The organism is Embleya sp. NPDC008237 (assembly GCF_042956465.1).
Classification (GTDB): domain Bacteria; phylum Actinomycetota; class Actinomycetes; order Streptomycetales; family Streptomycetaceae; genus Embleya.
In genome coordinates this window covers 173,676-190,583 of sequence record NZ_JBIBGL010000012.1, presented here as the reverse complement: position 1 = coordinate 190,583, position 16,908 = coordinate 173,676, and the positions used below count along the sequence as shown (strand labels likewise).

Below are 16,908 nucleotides of genomic sequence, written 5' to 3'. Positions count from 1 at the left end.
GGATCCCCGAGCCGGTCGGGCTCACGCGCGCCGGTTGATCCGGAACGTCGGCGTGGTCACGTCGGCGAAGAAGTCCTGGCCCTTGTCGTCGACCACGATGAAGGCCGGGAAGTCCTCGACCTCGATCTTCCAGACCGCCTCCATGCCCAGCTCCGGGTACTCCAGCACCTCGACCTTCTTGATGCAGTCCTGGGCCAGCCGCGCCGCCGGGCCGCCGATCGAGCCGAGGTAGAAGCCGCCGTGCGTCTTGCACGCGTCGGTGACCTGCTTGCTGCGGTTGCCCTTGGCCAGCATCACGAACGAGCCGCCCGCGGCCTGGAACTGCTCGACGTAGGAGTCCATCCTGCCCGCGGTGGTCGGGCCGAACGAGCCGGACGCGTAGCCCTCGGGGGTCTTGGCCGGGCCCGCGTAGTAGACCGCGTGGTCGCGCAGGTATTGCGGCATCGGCCGACCCGCGTCGAGCAGTTCCTTGATCTTCGCGTGCGCGATGTCGCGGGCGACGACGACCGGTCCGGTCAGCGACAGCCGGGTCTTCACCGGGTACTTGGACAACTCGGCGCGGATCTCGCTCATCGGCCGGTTGAGGTCGATCTGCACGACGGAGTCGTCCAGGTCCTCGTGGGTGGTGTCCGGGAGGTACTTGGCCGGGTCGGTCTCCAGCTCCTCCAGGAACACGCCCTCGGCGGTGATCTTGGCCAGCGCCTGGCGGTCGGCCGAGCAGGACACCGCGATCGCCACCGGGCAGGACGCGCCGTGCCGGGGCAGTCGGATCACCCGCACGTCGTGGCAGAAGTACTTGCCGCCGAACTGCGCGCCGATGCCCATCTGCTGGGTCAGCGCCAGCACCTCGGCCTCGAACTCGACGTCGCGGAAGCCGTGGCCCAGCGGCGAGCCCTGGCCGGGCAGCGTGTCGAGGTAACGGGTGGAGGCGTACTTCGCGGTCTTGAGCGCGTGCTCGGCGCTGGTGCCGCCGACCACGATGGCCAGGTGGTACGGCGGACAGGCCGCGGTGCCCAGCGAGCGGATCTTCTCGTCCAGGAAGCGCAGCATGCTCTGCGGGTTCAGGACGGCCTTGGTCTCCTGGTACAGGTACGACTTGTTGGCGCTGCCGCCGCCCTTGGCCATGAACAGGAACTTGTACGCCTCGCCGGGGGTCGCGTACAGCTCGATCTGGGCGGGCAGGTTGTTGCCGGTGTTCTTCTCGTCCCACATGGTCAGCGGGGCCATCTGCGAGTAGCGCAGGTTCAGCTCGGTGTACGCGTTGGAGATGCCGCGGGACAGGTGCTCCTCGTCCCGCCCGTCGGTGAGCACGTGCTGGCCGCGCTTGCCCATCACGATCGCGGTGCCGGTGTCCTGGCACATCGGCAGTACGCCGCCGGCCGCGATGTTGGCGTTCTTGAGCAGGTCGAGCGCGACGAAGCGGTCGTTGGCCGAGGCCTCGGGGTCCTCCAGGATCCGCGCCACCTGGGCCAGGTGGCCGGGCCGCAGCAGGTGCGAGATGTCGCGCATCGCGGTCCGCGCGAGCAGCGTCATCGCCTCGGGTTCGACGTTGAGGAACCGGCGCCCGCCCGCCTCGAACGTGGACACGCCGTCGGCGGTCAGCAGCCGGTACGGCGTGGTGTCCTCCCCCAGCGGCAGCAGATCCGTGTAGGCGCTGAAGGTGTTCTCAGGGGCGGGCATCGTGATCCTCATTCATGCGGTAACGGGGCCTGGTCCAGGGTAGAGCGGCCCGAACCGATCACCGCGCCGAGGTCGCCGGCGGGGTCGGCGAGTAGCGGTTCGTGGGCGGCGGGCCCACGATTGTCGCGGGCTGCGCGGAGATTTCCTCGGCCGACCCCCGCAATCGGTCCGTTCCCGGTACCACCGGTACCGGCGGGATCACCGATCCCGCGGATGCCGCCGGTGCCACCGGCTCCGCCGGGTCCTCCCGCTCGGCCCGCATGCCCAGGACCACGCCCACGCCGACCAGGAGCGCGCCGCCGAACTGCCCCACGGTCGGCGCACCGGTGCCCAGGACCAGACCGGACAGCGCCGCGGTCACCGGCACCAGGCCCATGAACAGCCCGGCCCGCTCCGGCTCGATCCGGGCCAGCGCCGAGTACCACAGCAGGAACGCCCCGGCGGTGAGCGGCAACGCCAGGTAGAGCAGCGCGGCGAGCTCCGTCCCGGACGGCATCCGGATCAGCTCGGCGCCGTCGGTGAACGCCCCGACCACCAACATCTGCGGGATCGCCATCGCGGTCGCGTACGCGGCGATCCGCCAGGCCCCCAGCCGCGGCAGCAGCGGCACCGCGATCAGCGTGAAGCCCATCTCGCACAGCGCCACCCCGCATGCGAAGAGCAACCCGAGCGCCGTACCGCCACCGAGCCCCTGCACCACGGCGGCCCCCGCGACCACCACGAGCGAGGCGAGCAGCACCGACCGGCTCGGCCGCCGCCCGCCCAGCACCGGCGCGGCCAGCACCAGCAGCAGCGGCGTGGCACCCAGGATGCTGCCCACCGTGGCCGGATCCGCCCGGTCCAGCGCGGCGAACAGGAACAGGTTGAACAGGGTCTGGCCGCACAACGCGAGCAACCCCAACCGGAGCAGTTCCCGCCGCGTCGGCCGCAACAACGGGATCCGGCGCAGCCGCAGCACCCCGAACAGCACGAGCGCGGCCACCGCGTAGCGCAGCATCTGGCCACCGGTCACCGGATAGTCCGACAACACCGCGGAGACCCCGGCGGCGGCACCGATCAGCCCCTGCGCGGACGCCGCACACACCAGGCCGATCGAGCGGGGAGACATCGAGGAGGACTTCATGTGACGTAACGTTAGGAAGCCGGTGGAGTCCCCGGCAGAGCCACTTCCGGGCCGAAAAACCGAACCAATTCCGGATCGCCGACGGATCGCCGACGGCCACCGAAAGATCACGGCCCAACCGCCGACGACCCACCCGGCCCCGACGAACCCCGAAGGCAGGTGTCCCGAGTGCGCGAACTCCTCGTCCACCTCGACCGATCGGCGGGCCGGCTCGGCGCCCAGGTGCAGGCCGGCCTGCGTGCCGCGATCCGCTCCGGCCGACTCCCGGCCGGCTTCCGGATGCCGTCCACCCGGGCGCTCGCGGAAGACCTGGGCGTCTCCCGCGGCATGGTCGTCGACGCGTACGAGCAACTGGTCGCCGAGGGGTATCTGTCCTCCCGGCACGGCTCCGGCACCCGGGTCACCGCGGCGTGCACGGCGCCGCGGCCCGCCGACCCGGCCGGCTGCGATCCGACGATCCCGATCACCCACGACCTCAAGCCCGGCGTGCCCGACCTGTCCGCGTTCCCTCGCGCCGCGTGGTCGACCGCGACCCGGCACGTGCTGCGCACCGCCCCGCACGCCGCGTTCGACTACCCCGGCCCGTCCGGCGCGAGCGAACTGCGCGTCGCACTGACCGACTACCTGGGCCGGGTCCGCGCCGCGCAGGCCCGCCCCGAACACATCGTGGTGGTCAACGGCGTGGCCCAGGGCCTGTCTCTGGTCTCCCAGGCGCTGCGCCGACTCGGCCTGGACGTACTCGCGGTGGAGGACCCCTCCAGCGATCGCCAACGCGGCATCTTCACCACCCACGGCCTCACCGTCGCCTACGCCCCCACCGACGCCGAGGGCATCGACGTCGATGCCCTCGCCCGCACCGGCGCCCGCGCCGTGCTGGTCACCCCGGCCCACCAGTACCCCACCGGCGTGGTCCTGTCGCCCCGCCGCCGCGCGGCCCTGGTCGACTGGGCCCGCACGCACGACGGGCTGATCGTGGAGGACGACTACGACGCCGAGTTCCGCTACGACCGCGACCCGGTCGGCTGCCTCCAGGGTCTGGCTCCGGACCGGGTGGTGCACCTGGGTTCGACCAGCAAGGCCCTGGCACCGGGGATGCGACTGGGCTGGGCCGTGCTGCCCGCCGAACTCATCGAGCGGATCCACGACCTCAAGACCAACGCCGACCTCGGCTCGGCCACCCTCCCCCAACTGACCCTGGTGCGGATGCTGGCCACCGGGGCGTACGAGCGCCACCTGCGCACCATGCGCGCGCACTACCGGACCCGCCGCGACGCGGTGGCCGAGGCCCTCGCCGAGCACCTGCCGGCGGCCCGCGTGCACGGCATCGCCGCGGGCATCCACCTCTACGTCGAACTCCCGCCCGGCTCCGACGAATCGGCCACCGTGCGACGGGCCCGCGAGCACGGCGTACGGGTCGAGCCGATGGCCGGGATGCGCGCGTTCGCGACCGGCCCGCCCGCGGTGATCATCGGTTACGCCGGACTCTCGCCCGACCGGCTGCGCGAAGCGGTCCGACTGCTCGCCCGGTCCGTACTCCCGGCCGTTGCACCCCCGGGCCAGTGCCGCGGCGCTAGATTTACCTCGTGGACAACAGCCCAGAGCGTCGAGCCCAGCCGCCCACCCCCGAGCTGCGCGCCTCCGACGCCGACCGCGACCGCTACGTGAACGTGCTGCGGGACGCGCTCGCGGAGGGCCGGCTGACCGCCGACGAACACGCGGAGCGGGTGGACGCGGCGCTGGCCGCGAAGACGCTCCGCCAACTCGAACCGCTGATCGCCGACCTCCCGGCGCCCGGGCCGATCGGCTACGAGCCCGCGGCGGCCAACGCGGTGCCGCCCCGCCCGGCCCGGTCGAACATGTTCGCGTTCTGGAGCAGTTCCGTCCGCAAGGGTCGCTGGCGTGCGGGTTCGAAGCTGAACGCGGTCGCGGTGATGGGCGGCGTGGAGATCGACCTCACCGACGCGGTGTTCGACGAACCCGAGTTGGTGATCAACGTGTTCACGCTCTGGGGCGGCATCGACATCCGGATCCCGGAGGGGGTCACCGTCCGCGATCACGGGTTCGGCTTCATGGGCGGCTTCGAGGTGCACGAGCAGTACACCGACGATCCGCGCGCACCCGTCGTGGTGGTCAAGGGTCTGGCGATCATGGGTGGCGTGGTGGTCAAGGCGAAGCGCCGCAAGGAGCAGCGCCGCCGCGAGTTCGGCGACGATCCCCGCTTCCGCTCGGGCGCGGACCGACCGGAGGGCGACCGCTTCCGCAAGGCCCCGGAGCAGCCGGAGTACGACCGCTTCCGCAAGGACTCGGACTGACCCGTACGCGGCGGCTTCCGCGCTCCTGCGGCCCGAACCGGCGGCCCGTGCCCGCCCGTTCGCGATGTGCGCCGCGATGACGTGGGCATCCTCGGGCTGAACCGGGCGCACCGCGGCCCCCGCCCGTGCTCGGGGCGGGGGCCGGGTATGCGACCTGCGGATCAGTAGGCGTCGTACGGAATCACCGAGTACGGCAGCGGCACCGAGGCGCCCGCCGTCCACTGTTGCGTGGCCGAGGCGCCGGCCGGCTGCTGGGTGATCGCCCCGTTGCCCGCGGTCGGCGCGGTTGCGACCAGCCCGGAGACCCGGCTGATCAGTCGGCCGTCCGCACCCACGTCGAAGCGCAGGTTGTTCAGGTACGCGCCGTGCGCGTCGTCACAGCGCCAGATGCCCATGGCGCTGCCCGCCGCCGTGGCCCCGCGGTTGTCGAGGCAGAACGCCGGGTCCGCCAGGCTGTGCACCTGGCCCGTGGCGGCGTTGCGCCACCACTTCTGGTTGCCGTTGCCCGTGCAGTCCCAGGCCAGCACGCCGCGCCCGGAGGTCATCGTGCCGCCGTCCACGTCCAGGCACTTGCCGGTGCCCCCGGACTTCAGCTCGGCGAACCGCACCGCCTGCCCGGGCTCCTTCACCCAGCGCTGCGCCGCCGATCCGTCGCATCCGGCCAGCACGAGCCCGGCCCCCAGGGTCGAATCCACCGCCGCCGGCGCGACGCACAGGGACTGCGTGTCGGCCGGTCGCAGCGTGCCCGCGACCTCGACGAAGCGCTGGTTGCCGCCGCCGTTGCAGTTCCACAACACCAGCGCGGTGCCCGAACCGCGCCCGCCGCCCTGCGGATCCACACATCGGTCCTGGCTCAGCTCGGTGTGCAGCGACTGGTTCGCGGCGTCGTACCAGAAGCCCTGATTGCGTCCGCCGTGACAGGGCCACAGGTCGACCGGGGTTTGGTTGCGCGAGGAGAAGCCGTACGCGTCGGCGCACAACCCGGTGCCCTCGTTGCGCAGTTGCCTGAAGTCGGCACTGGGCACGCCGCGGTACAGCGTGACCGCTCCCGTGCTTGCCGAGTCCGCACAACCGGCTTGGTTCCAGCCGGAGTCGTACAGCTGGGTCAGGCAGGACGCGAAGGCCAGGTGGCCGCGGGCGTTGGGGTGGAAGCTCTGCCGGGTGGTGTTCGGGTCGAGGATGTCCGGCCCGGCGAACCACAACCCGCGCGCCCAGGTGTTGTCGGTACAGACCTCGTGGCCGTGGAACAGCCGCGAGTTGTCCAGGTAGATCGCGCCGGTGTTCGCCGCGGCCTGCCGCTCGGCCCGCTCGAAGATCGGCACCGCCTCGTTGCGTCCCCACGCCGCGTCGCGCAGGTAGCCGAGGCACCCGCCCGCGTACCAGCCGGGGAAGTCGGGGTTGTCCTCGACGTCCGGGGCGATCGGCGACGGGTAGCCCATCACCACGAGCTTGTAGTCGCCGCTCCGGTAGCCCGCGTCCGCCATCGTGGTCTTCAGATCGCGAACGGTCTGCTCGACCTTGGGCCGCATCGCGTCCGCGCGCGCCTGCCAGCCGGGCTGGTAGGTGCCGTAGCACTCGCCCTGGAAGAACACCCGCCTGGTCACGCAGTCGGTCATGGTCGGGCCGAACTGGATGTCGTCGTTGGCGCCCGCCACCAGCAGGATCAGTTGCACCCGCGTGTTGCGCGCCTTGATCGCCAGGTTGTCCGACTGCACGAGTTCGTCGGCGTACTGCTTGCTGCCGCCGATCCGGATGTTCACGGTGGACGCCCCGGAGCACGCGACGTTGTACGTCACGTCGGCCGGGATCCCGGTCCGGTGGATGGCCGCGTCGGGCGACCGGTGACACCAGTTGTCCGGGCCGTCCGTGCCGGGTTCGTACACGCCGACGCCCTCACCGGCGATCTCGCTGTCGCCGAGCGAGATCAGCGAGGTCTTGCGCTCGGCCAACGGCTTGACCCCGGTGCTCCCGTACAGCGCCTGGGCCTCGCTCTGCCGGATCGCCTCCAGTTGCGGGGACAGCGCGGTGGCCGCGGGGCCGGCCGCGGTGGTGCCCGCCGCCCGGCCCGGCAGGCCGCCGGTGAGGCCGATCAGGGTCGCCATCAGCGCCACCGGTAGGACCTTGTCGCGCACACGCTCGAATGTGGACATGCACCCTCGCCTTCGTGGCATGGAAGGAACACGCACGAGCCGCCCAAAGGGGACTTGGGCACTGTGAAGCGAATGAAAGCTACCGGTGGGTAGACAGGAAATGAAGGCATTTACCTGACAACCCTGGCCGCACCGACAGGCCACGAGCGCGCATCCGAACCGACCGAACCGGTTGCCCTATCGTGGAAGAACGGTGGGATGGACCGTCCGCACGCATTCGACAGGTGATGTACATCAGCACTCGCACGCCGACGTTGTCGCAGCTCAGGGCCTTTTCCGCAGTCGCCGACCACCTGCATTTCCGCGACGCGGCCGCCGCGGTGGGCACCAGCCAGCCCGCACTCTCCGGAGCGATCGCCGCGCTGGAGGAGGCGCTGGGCACCCAGTTGGTGGAGCGCACCACGCGCCGGGTCCTGCTCACTCCGGCCGGCGAGCGGGTCGCCCGGCACGCGCGCCGCGTGCTCGACGCGCTCGCCGACCTGGTCGACGAGGCGGAATCCGCCCGCCGCCCGTTCACCGGCCCGCTGCACCTGGGGGTGATCCCCACGGTCGCCCCGTACGTGCTGCCGGCGCTGCTGCGACTGGTCCGCGAGGAGTATCCGGAGCTGCGGCTGTACGTGCACGAGGAGCAGACCGGCTCGCTGCTGGACGGCCTCACCAGCGGTCGGCTGGACCTGCTGCTGCTCGCGCTGCCCTCCGGCATCTCGGGCGTCGAGGAGATCCCGCTCTACGAGGAGGACTTCACCCTGGTCGTGCCCGAGGGACACGAGCTGGCGGACCGCTCCGACGTGCCGCGCTCCGCGCTGCGTGGCCTGGACGTACTACTCCTGGACGAGGGCCACTGCCTGCGCGACCAGGCCCTGGACGTGTGCCGCGAGGTGGGGGCGGGCGAGGCGGGGGCGACCCGCGCGGCGAGCCTGCCCACCCTGGTGCAGCTGGTCGCGGGCGGCCTGGGCGTCACCCTGCTGCCGCAGACCGCGATCGACGTGGAGACCCGACCGGGCTCACAACTGGCGGTGTCCCGCTTCGCCGCCCCCGCCCCGTACCGGCGCATCGGTCTGGTGATGCGCTCCAGCACGGGACGAAGCGAGGAGTTCGCCGACCTGGCGATCGCCCTGCGCCGCGCGGTCGACGCCCTGCCGGTGCGAGTGGTGCGTTAGGCCGTGTCCGGCGGATCCTGGGGAGCCGCGCCGCCCCGCCTCCTGCCGGACGAGAACGACCGACCGGATCGGAGCTCAGGAAGCTGCGGCTGAGCACGGTCTTGGCATACGCGTCCAGGTTCGGCGGAGCACGAAAACACGTCGGGCCCGACCGGGGTCGGGCCCGAGTTCCTGCGGAAGCGGCTACGCGATCCGGACGTTGTCCGCCCAGTCGTCCGGGAGTTGCGGCAGCGGCCAGGCCGGGTCCGGGCGCCAGTTCTCCCAGCCCTGGTCGAACGGCGCGCCCCAGGCCCGGATCGCCTCGACCGCGGCCCGCCCCTCGGCCTCGATCGCCTCGACCTGCTCGTCGGTGAGCCGACCCGCCTCCCGGGAGGCGGCCAGTTCGTCCTGGTCCTTGTACTCCCAGCGCCGGTCCGGGGTGACCCACACGTCCAGCACGTGGTCCTCGGTGTCCACTCCGCCGGACCACCGGGTGCGCGGGCGTTCGAGGTTGACGTACCAGCCGGAGAAGCGCCAGTCGGCCTGCCAGAACAGCCAGACCGACCACGGTTCGCCGGGTCGGGCCAGCATCAGCACCCCGGTACCGGTCCACTCGACGATCGAGGGGATCCGGCCGAGCCGGAATCTGCGTTCGATCGGCGCCGTACGGATGTCGGACCCGTCCGGCAACATCGGCTTGACCCGGGACGTCCCCCCGGCCAGCCAGACCGCGAGTTGGTCCGGGTCGTCGCGAACGACGGTCACCGGACGGCAGTCCAGGACCTGGTCGCCGCGCAGATAGCGCCACAACACCTGGTCGCCGGGAGACCAGGTGCCGGGCGCGGAGCGGGGATCCTCGAAGTGCTCGTGCATGCGCAGGATGTTAGACATGACGTTGATTTACCCAGCGCCCGTAACACCTGACCGTGAGTCATGTTACGGGTGGGTCATCATGCGAAGAACATCACGGGTGTGTGCGTACGCACCTGTCACCCTGCGTACGCGCCGACCGCCGTGCACCCGCCCGCTCCCACCGCCGTGCACACGCCGCCGTGCGCCCACCGCCCGCCGGCCGGCGCACCGTGTCACGGGTGGGTCATCCCGAGCACGTCCAGCGCCGCGTCGAGTTCGGCCTCGGTCAGCCGGCCCGCCGACACGTGTCCGCGCTCGATCACCACCTGCCGGATCGTCTTGCGCTCGGCCAGCGACTGCTTGGCGATCCTCGCCGCCTCCTCGTAGCCGAGGAAGCGGTTCAGCGGGGTGACCACCGAGGGGGACGATTCGGCGTACTCGCGCATGCGTTCCACGTCCGCCTCGATGCCGGCCACCGTGCGATCGGCCAGCACCCGCGTCGCGTTGCCCAGCAGCCGGATCGATTCGAGCAGGTTGCGGGCGATCACCGGCAACATCACGTTGAGTTCGAAGTTGCCCGCCGCGCCGCCGAAGGCCACCGCCGCGTCGTTGCCGATCACCTGCGCGACCACCTGGCCGACCGCCTCGGGGATCACCGGATTGACCTTGCCCGGCATGATCGAGCTACCCGGCTGCAGATCCGGCAGCCGGATCTCGGCCAGCCCGGTGCGCGGCCCCGATCCCATCCAGCGCAGGTCGTTGACGATCTTGTTCAGGCCGACCGCGATGGTGCGCAACTGGCCGGACAACTCGACCAGTCCGTCCCGCGCGCCCTGCGCCTCGAAGTGGTCGCGCGCCTCGGTGAAGCCCAGCCCGGTGGAGGCCGCGATCTCCGCGATCACCCGCGCCGAGAAACCCGGCGGGGTATTGATGCCGGTGCCCACCGCGGTGCCGCCCAACGGTAGTTCGACCACACGCGGCAGGCTCGCCTGCAACCGCTCGACGCCGTAACGCACCTGCGCCGCATAGCCGCCGAACTCCTGACCCAGGGTCACCGGTGTGGCGTCCATCAGGTGGGTGCGCCCGGACTTGACCACGTCGGCGAACTCGACCGCCTTCGATTCCAGGGTGGAGGCGAGGTGGTCGAGCGAGGGGATCAGCCGGTGGGTGACCGCGAGCGCCGCCGCGATGTGGATCGAGGACGGGAACACGTCGTTGGACGACTGGGACGCGTTGACGTGGTCGTTGGGGTGCACGTCCCGCCCCAGGCGCTCGGTGGCCAGGGTGGCGAGCACCTCGTTCATGTTCATGTTCGAGGAGGTGCCCGAACCGGTCTGGAACACGTCCACCGGGAACTGGTCGGCCCATCGGCCGGTCACGACCTCGGCCGCGGCCTGCTCGATCGCCTCCGCGGTGTCCTTGTCCAGTACGCCCAGTTCGGCGTTCACCCGCGCTGCCGCGCCCTTGATCCGGGCCAGCGCCTCCACGTGCGCGGGTTCCAGGCGCTGCCCGGAGATCGGGAAGTTCTCGACGGCGCGCTGGGTCTGCGCCCGCCACTTGGCGGCGACGGGCACCCGCACCTCGCCCATCGAGTCGTGCTCGATGCGGAACTCGCCGGTCGAATCTGCGGACGGTGCTGCCTCGGACATCGCTGTCGCCTCCTGGATGAGCGTTCCAAGGCCACAACGGCCCGCCGGCCCGGCCTGTTCCTGAGGGATGCCCCGCACGCTCGGGGCTACCCGATCAGCAGGACGTGCAACGTGCGCGGCCCGTGTACGCCCCCCACCCGCGCCAGTTCGATGTCGCTGGTCGCCGACGGGCCGGAGATCCAGGTCTGCGGGCGGCGCGGATCCAGCCGGGCGATCGCCTCCGGCACGGTGCCCACGATCTGGTCGGCGCGCACCACGCACAGGTGGTAGTCGGGCAGCAGGGTGAGCACCCGGCGACCCTGGTCCGGGCCGGTGTCCAGGACGATCGTGCCGGTCTCGGCGATGGCCAGCGCACATCCGGTGGCCACCGCGTCGATCTCGCCGAGCGTGTCGCGGTCCAGCGCGGGCGAGTCCGCCACCAGTTCGACGCCGAGCCGGGCCAGCCAGGCGAGCTTCTTCCCGGGCGGCACCGCCATGCGGGTCACGCCGGCTTCGCGCAGCAGGTCGCTCGTGGCCGGAAGCAGATCCCGGGTGTCGTGCACGCGCAGCACGGTGGCCTCGTAGTCGGCGACCCGTTCGGCGAACCGGCCGGCCACGTCCAGGCCCGCCGGGCGTTCGCGCCGGTACGCCCGACGCACCGGCGGCGGCTTGGGCCGGTCGTCCAGGGCCGTGCGCAGCCGGTCCAGGATCACCGTACGAGCGTCGCGGTCCGCCTCGTAGCGTTCCACCGTCATTCCTCCAGACCGCCGTCGGTGCGCTTGAACCAGGAGCGGAACGACTCGGCCGGCGGCGCGGGCGCGTCCCGGTCGCCGAACCACACGCCGAGCGGACCGGTGAACCGCTTCGGCAGCGGGACCCGGCCGATCACCCCGTGCCGGACGAACCGCGCGCCGACCCCGGCCACGTGCTGCGCGAAGCCGATCCGCCATGGCTTCTCGAAGGCCCACCGCACGGCCGTCATGCCGGCTTCCTCGGCCCGGTCGTGCGGTCCCCGCTCGCCGTCCACAACCTGTGCACGAAGGTGGACGAGCACCTCGGGGATGTCGATCCGCACCGGGCACGCGTCGAAGCACGCGCCGCACAGCGAGGACGCGAACGGCAACGACGCGGTCTGCGCGTCCACCCGGTGTGCCGCGATACCGCGCAGCTGCGGGGTGAGGATCGCGCCGATCGGCCCGGGATACACCGACCCGTACGCGTGGCCGCCGGTGCGCTCGTACACCGGACACACGTTCAGGCAGGCCGAGCAGCGGATGCAGCGCAGCGCCTGCCGGCCCACCGGGTCGGCCAGCACGTCCGAGCGGCCGTTGTCGAGCAGGATCAGGTGGAACTCCTGCGGGCCGTCGCCGGGGGTGACGCCGGTCCACATCGAGGTGTACGGGTTCATCCGCTCGCCGGTCGCACTGCGCGGGAGCAGTTGCAGGAACACCTCCAGGTCGCCCCACGTGGGCAGCAGCTTCTCCACGCCGAGCACGGTGATCAGCGTCTCGGGCAGGGTCAGGCACATCCGCCCGTTGCCCTCGGACTCGACCACGCACACCGTGCCGGTGTCGGCGATCGCGAAGTTGCCGCCGGAGACCGCGACCCTGGCGCGCAGGAACTTCTCCCGCAGATGCCGGCGGGCGGCGGCGGCCAGCGCGGCCGGGTCGTCGCTCAGGTGCTCGGGCGCCGGTCGGCCGACCCGACCCATCTCGCGGACGAAGATGTCCCGGATCTCGGCCCGGTTGCGGTGGATCGCGGGCACCAGGATGTGCGACGGCAGATCCTCGCCGAGCTGCACGATCAGCTGTGCCAGGTCGGTCTCCCACGCGTGGATGCCCGCCTCGGCCAGCGCGTTGTTCAGCTCGATCTCCTCGGTGACCATCGACTTGACCTTGACCACCTCGTCCACGCCCGCGGCCCGGGCGATCGCGACCACGATCGCGTTCGCCTCGGCCGCGTCCCGGGCCCAGTGCACCACGCCGCCGGCCGCGCGCACCGCGACCTCCAGGCGTTCGAGGTGGTCGGGCAGTCGGGCCAGCACGTCGTCCTTGATCGCCGCGCCGGCGCGCCGCAGCAGCTCCCAGTCGGGCAGCTCGGCGACCACCTCGTCGCGCCTGGCCCGGATGGTGTGCGTGGCCGCGCGCAGGTTGGCCCGCTGTACGTCGTTCGCCAGCTCCGCGTGCGCGGCCTCCGGGAACGGCGGCATGCCGACGAAGGTGGGTTCCCTGCGTACGGACGCGGTCATCGCGTCACCTCCGGTCCCGAGGTCTGCGCGGCGAGGAACCCCGAGCCGGTGTCCAGGCCCGGCCCGTACGGCGGCACGTCCGGCAGCGCCTCGGTGCAGGCCAGGATGTCCGCGAGGTGCAGCACCCGGATGCCCGCCTGTTGTCGCGAGATCAGTCCGCCGATGTGGGTCAGGCACGAGTTGTCGCCCGCGCACAACACCTGAGCGCCCGATTCCAGCGCGGCGCTCACCTTGTCGGCGCCCATCGCCACCGAGGTGTCCACGTTCTTGACCGCGAACGTGCCGCCGAATCCGCAACATTCGTCCGCGCGCGGCAGGTCCACCAGGGTGAGGCCGCGGACCGCGCGCAGCAGCCGGGTCGGCCGGTCGCCCACCCGCAGCAGCCGCAGCGAGTGGCAGGTGGGGTGGTAGGCGACGCTGTGCGGGAAGTAGGCGCCCACGTCGGTCACGCCGAGCACGTCGACCAGGAACTCGCCGAACTCGAACACCTTCGGCGCGACCCGGGCGACGCCGGCCGGCAGCGTGCCGCCGGCCTGCCGGGCAACGCTCGCGTGGTACTCGCGCACCATCGCGGTGCACGACCCGGACGGCACGACCACCGCGTCGTAGCCCTCGAAGGCGTCGACGAAGGAGCGCACCAGCGGCACCGCGTCCTCGCGGTAGCCGGAGTTGAAGTGCATCTGCCCGCAGCACACCTGGCCGTACGGGAACTCCACCTCGTGTCCGAGGCGCCGCAACACCCGAACCACGGACTTGCCGGTCTCCGGGAAGAGCGTGTCGTTGAAGCACGTGATGAAAAGGGCAAGGCGCACAATTGACCTCCTCGATCGACTGTACGGATGTCCTCCGGCGGGCGCCCGGCCAAACCTGCCGCACGCGTCCGGTCGTGTGACGCCGGGCCGGCGAGGGATCGGGCGGGACGGCCCGGCGGGGGCCTGGGCGTGTCTGCGGCTTTGCACCACGTAGGGTCGGCCCATGAGCCTCCGGACGGCACTCGGCCGCCCCTTTGCCGTTGCGCGTTCGCGGTTGACCACGCGTCGATCACGTGTCCTGGCCGGTGTCTTGGCCCTCGTGGTGGTGATCATCGCGGTACTGGGGATCGGCGCTCTGGTTCGGGACGACCCGGCGCCGCCGGTATCGGCCACCGAGCAGCGCATCGACGTCGCCGCCGGGCCGGGCGATCCGGCCCGGATCGGCATCGACACCACGCTGTTCCTGCCGCCGGGAGTGCGCGAGCGGGCGCCCGCCGTACTGCTCGCGCACGGATTCGGCGGCAGCAAGGCCGAGTTGCGCCGGGACGCGGAGGCGCTGGCCCGTTCGGGGTATGTGGTGCTGACCTATTCGGCACGCGGCTTCGGCGGCTCGGCCGGGCAGATCATGCTGGACCAGCCGGACTACGAGGTGGCCGACGCGCGGGCACTGATCGACTGGCTGGCGACCCGGCCCGAGGTGCGTCTGGACGGGCCGGGCGACCCGCGCGTGGGTGTCGCGGGCGCCTCCTACGGCGGTGCGCTCGCGCTGCTGACCGCGGCCTACGACCCGCGGGTGGACACGATCGCGCCGCAGATCACCTGGCACGACCTCGCCGGCGCGCTGCTGCCGAACGCGGCGGGCGGCGGGCCCGCCGACGGGGTGTTCAAGAAGATGTGGGCCGGGCTGTTCTTCTCCTCCGGCACCGCTCCGCTGGGCGCGCTCGCCCCGATAGACGCGAACACCGGCTGCGGCCGGTTCGCCGAGCGGGTGTGCACGATCTACCGCGAGGTGGCCGTCGGGGGCAAGTCCACGCCACAGGCGGTCGACCTGCTTCGGCGGGCCAGTCCGGCGTCGGTCGCGGACCGGATCGCGGTGCCCACGCTGCTGATCCAGGGCCAGAACGACTCGCTGTTCCCGCTCGACCAGGCCGACCGCAATGCCGCCGCGATCGCGCACAACGGCGCGCCGGTGGAGGTGGTGTGGACGGCGGGCGGGCACGACGGCGGCCGGCCGCAGAGCGCGATGGTGCGCGATCGGGTCACCGGATGGTTCGACCGGTGGCTGAAGCCGGTCGAGGCCGCGCCGAAGGCGGGCGCGCCGACCGCCGCCGGGGAGTTTCGGGTGACCCGCTCGGGCGGGGTGGACAGCGCCACGCGTGAGCAGCGGCTGCGGGTCGCCGACGCCGCCCGCTATCCCGGCCTCGACGGCACCCGGCGGCGTGCGGTCGCGCTGGCCGGGCCGGAGCAGACGGTGGCCAATCCGCCGGGGGGTGCGCCGACCTCGGTGTCCGGGCTGCCCGGGCTGGGTTTGCTGGCCGGCGCCGGCAGCCTGGGCGCGCTCGCGTCGGGGGCGGGCGACCTGGGCGGGATCGCGTTCGACCTGCCGGGGCAGAGCGCGTTCTTCCAGAGCGAGCGCTTCGACCAGAGCACCTGGATCACCGGCTCGCCGACCGCACGGGTGCGGGTCTCCGGCGCCGACGACGTCGTGCTGTTCGCGAAGCTGTACGACGTCGCACCGGGCGGCGGCACCGTGTTGCCGCACCAGCTCGCGGCGCCGATCCGGGTGACCGGTGCGGCGGCCGGGCGGGACGTGGAGATCCGGTTGCCGGCGATCGACCATCAGGTCGACTCGGGCCACCGGCTGCGGCTCGTGCTCACCGCGACCGACCTGGGCTTCGCGTCGCCGAACGTGCCCGCGAGCTATCGGGTCGCGCTCGCCGGCCCGTTGACCGTGCCGTCGGTGCCGCAGTTGCACGTGGCCTCGACCGGCTACCCGTGGTGGACGTGGGGCCTGCCGCTGATCGCGGTGCTCGTCGCGCTCGCGTTGCTGCTCACCGGGCGGCGCCGCGCGGCGGCGGCCGCACCGGATCCGGCCCTGGCCGAGGTGCCACTGCAGATCCGGAACCTGACCAAGCGCTACAAGGGCGGCAAGCTCGCCGTCGACGACCTGTCCTTCCAGGTGGAGGCGGGCCAGGTGCTCGGCCTGCTCGGCCCCAACGGCGCGGGCAAGACCACGACGCTGCGGATGCTGATGGGGCTGATCCACCCGGACGGCGGCGGGATAAGGATCTTCGGCCGGATGGTCGGACCCGGTGCGCCGGTGTTGTCCCGGCTCGGCTCGTTCGTCGAGGGTCCCGGCTTCCTGCCGCACCTGTCCGGGCGGGAGAACCTGTCGCTGTACTGGCGCGCCACCGGCCGCCCGCACGCCGACGCGCACTTCGACGAGGCGTTGGAGATCGCCGGGTTGGGCGAGGCGCTGGACCGCAACGTGCGCACCTACTCGCAGGGCATGCGGCAGCGGCTCGCCATCGCGCAGGCGATGCTCGGCCTGCCGGACCTGCTCGTGCTGGACGAGCCGACCAACGGGCTCGACCCGCCGCAGATCCGGGCGATGCGCGATGTGCTGATCGGCTACGCGGCCACCGGCCGCACCGTGGTGGTCTCCAGCCACCTGCTGGCCGAAGTCGAACAGACCTGTACGCACGTCGTGGTGATGCACCGCGGCCGGCTGATCGCCTCCGGCCCGGTCGCCGAGATCGTCGGCAACGGCAACACGCTGGTGATCGGAACTCCCGTGCCGGACCTGGCGATCGCAACCCTGAAGGATCTGCCGGGCGTGGGCTCGGTGGAGCCCGAGGAGGGCGGCGTACTCGTGCACCTCGCGGGTGCGCGGACCTCCGCCCTGGTGGCCGAACTCGTCGGCGCGGGCGTCGCGGTGGACCGGGTGACCGCGCGCCGCCGCCTGGAAGACGCGTTCCTGACGCTCATCGGGGAGTCCTGATGACCCGCACGCTCATTGGGGAG

12 protein-coding genes are annotated in these 16,908 nt (G+C 72.2%); 4 read left to right on the top strand and 8 right to left on the bottom strand.

Annotated features, from left to right (window positions below; translation table 11 throughout):
* Positions 1–21 precede the first annotated feature (21 nt).
* Both ACFZBU_RS29550 and ACFZBU_RS29545 read right to left on the bottom strand, forming a co-directional pair.
* Positions 22–1,680 carry a fumarate hydratase gene (locus tag ACFZBU_RS29550; protein WP_391586722.1) on the bottom strand — a complete coding sequence of 553 codons (1,659 nt, stop codon included), beginning with the start codon at positions 1,678–1,680 and terminating at the stop codon, positions 22–24.
* Between the two features lie 58 nt (positions 1,681–1,738).
* Positions 1,739–2,803: an EamA family transporter gene (locus tag ACFZBU_RS29545; RefSeq protein WP_391586721.1), complete on the bottom strand. Its 1,065-nt coding sequence runs from the start codon at positions 2,801–2,803 to the stop codon at positions 1,739–1,741.
* A gap of 168 nt (positions 2,804–2,971) precedes the next feature.
* Between ACFZBU_RS29545 and ACFZBU_RS29540 the strand changes: the two genes are divergently transcribed.
* Both ACFZBU_RS29540 and ACFZBU_RS29535 read left to right on the top strand, forming a co-directional pair.
* On the top strand, positions 2,972–4,468 hold the full coding sequence (locus ACFZBU_RS29540) for a PLP-dependent aminotransferase family protein (protein WP_391586720.1): 1,497 nt from the start codon (positions 2,972–2,974) through the stop codon (positions 4,466–4,468).
* Positions 4,387–5,115: a DUF1707 domain-containing protein gene (locus ACFZBU_RS29535; RefSeq protein WP_391586719.1), complete on the top strand. Its 729-nt coding sequence runs from the start codon at positions 4,387–4,389 to the stop codon at positions 5,113–5,115. The genes ACFZBU_RS29540 and ACFZBU_RS29535 overlap by 82 nt, the downstream gene beginning before the upstream one ends.
* A 161-nt stretch (positions 5,116–5,276) precedes the next feature.
* Here ACFZBU_RS29535 and ACFZBU_RS29530 read toward each other — a convergent pair whose 3' ends face one another.
* Complete coding sequence (locus ACFZBU_RS29530; protein ID WP_391586718.1) at positions 5,277–7,265, bottom strand: ricin-type beta-trefoil lectin domain protein; 1,989 nt, start codon at positions 7,263–7,265, stop codon at positions 5,277–5,279.
* Between the two features lie 227 nt (positions 7,266–7,492).
* On the opposite strand from ACFZBU_RS29530, the gene ACFZBU_RS29525 reads away from it, so the two are divergent.
* Positions 7,493–8,425 (top strand): LysR substrate-binding domain-containing protein, encoded by a 933-nt coding sequence (locus tag ACFZBU_RS29525; RefSeq protein WP_391586717.1) that lies wholly within the window; start codon positions 7,493–7,495, stop codon positions 8,423–8,425.
* A gap of 183 nt (positions 8,426–8,608) precedes the next feature.
* Here ACFZBU_RS29525 and ACFZBU_RS29520 read toward each other — a convergent pair whose 3' ends face one another.
* From ACFZBU_RS29520 to ACFZBU_RS29500, 5 genes are all read right to left on the bottom strand, one after another.
* Positions 8,609–9,295, bottom strand: coding sequence for a DUF402 domain-containing protein (locus tag ACFZBU_RS29520; protein WP_391586716.1), 687 nt, complete (start codon positions 9,293–9,295; stop codon positions 8,609–8,611).
* 194 nt (positions 9,296–9,489) lie between these two features.
* Positions 9,490–10,905, bottom strand: coding sequence for a class II fumarate hydratase (locus ACFZBU_RS29515; RefSeq protein WP_391586715.1), 1,416 nt, complete (start codon positions 10,903–10,905; stop codon positions 9,490–9,492).
* A gap of 86 nt (positions 10,906–10,991) precedes the next feature.
* A complete protein-coding gene (locus ACFZBU_RS29510; protein WP_391586714.1) occupies positions 10,992–11,639 on the bottom strand; it encodes a lactate utilization protein C in 648 nt (215 codons plus the stop codon).
* Positions 11,636–13,132 carry a lactate utilization protein B gene (locus ACFZBU_RS29505; RefSeq protein WP_391586713.1) on the bottom strand — a complete coding sequence of 499 codons (1,497 nt, stop codon included), beginning with the start codon at positions 13,130–13,132 and terminating at the stop codon, positions 11,636–11,638. Before ACFZBU_RS29505 ends, ACFZBU_RS29510 begins: the two co-directional genes overlap by 4 nt.
* Positions 13,129–13,944: a (Fe-S)-binding protein gene (locus ACFZBU_RS29500; RefSeq protein ID WP_391586712.1), complete on the bottom strand. Its 816-nt coding sequence runs from the start codon at positions 13,942–13,944 to the stop codon at positions 13,129–13,131. Before ACFZBU_RS29500 ends, ACFZBU_RS29505 begins: the two co-directional genes overlap by 4 nt.
* 163 nt (positions 13,945–14,107) lie before the next feature.
* Between ACFZBU_RS29500 and ACFZBU_RS29495 the strand changes: the two genes are divergently transcribed.
* A complete protein-coding gene (locus tag ACFZBU_RS29495) occupies positions 14,108–16,885 on the top strand; it encodes an alpha/beta fold hydrolase (protein ID WP_391586711.1) in 2,778 nt (925 codons plus the stop codon).
* Positions 16,886–16,908: the final 23 nt, after the last annotated feature.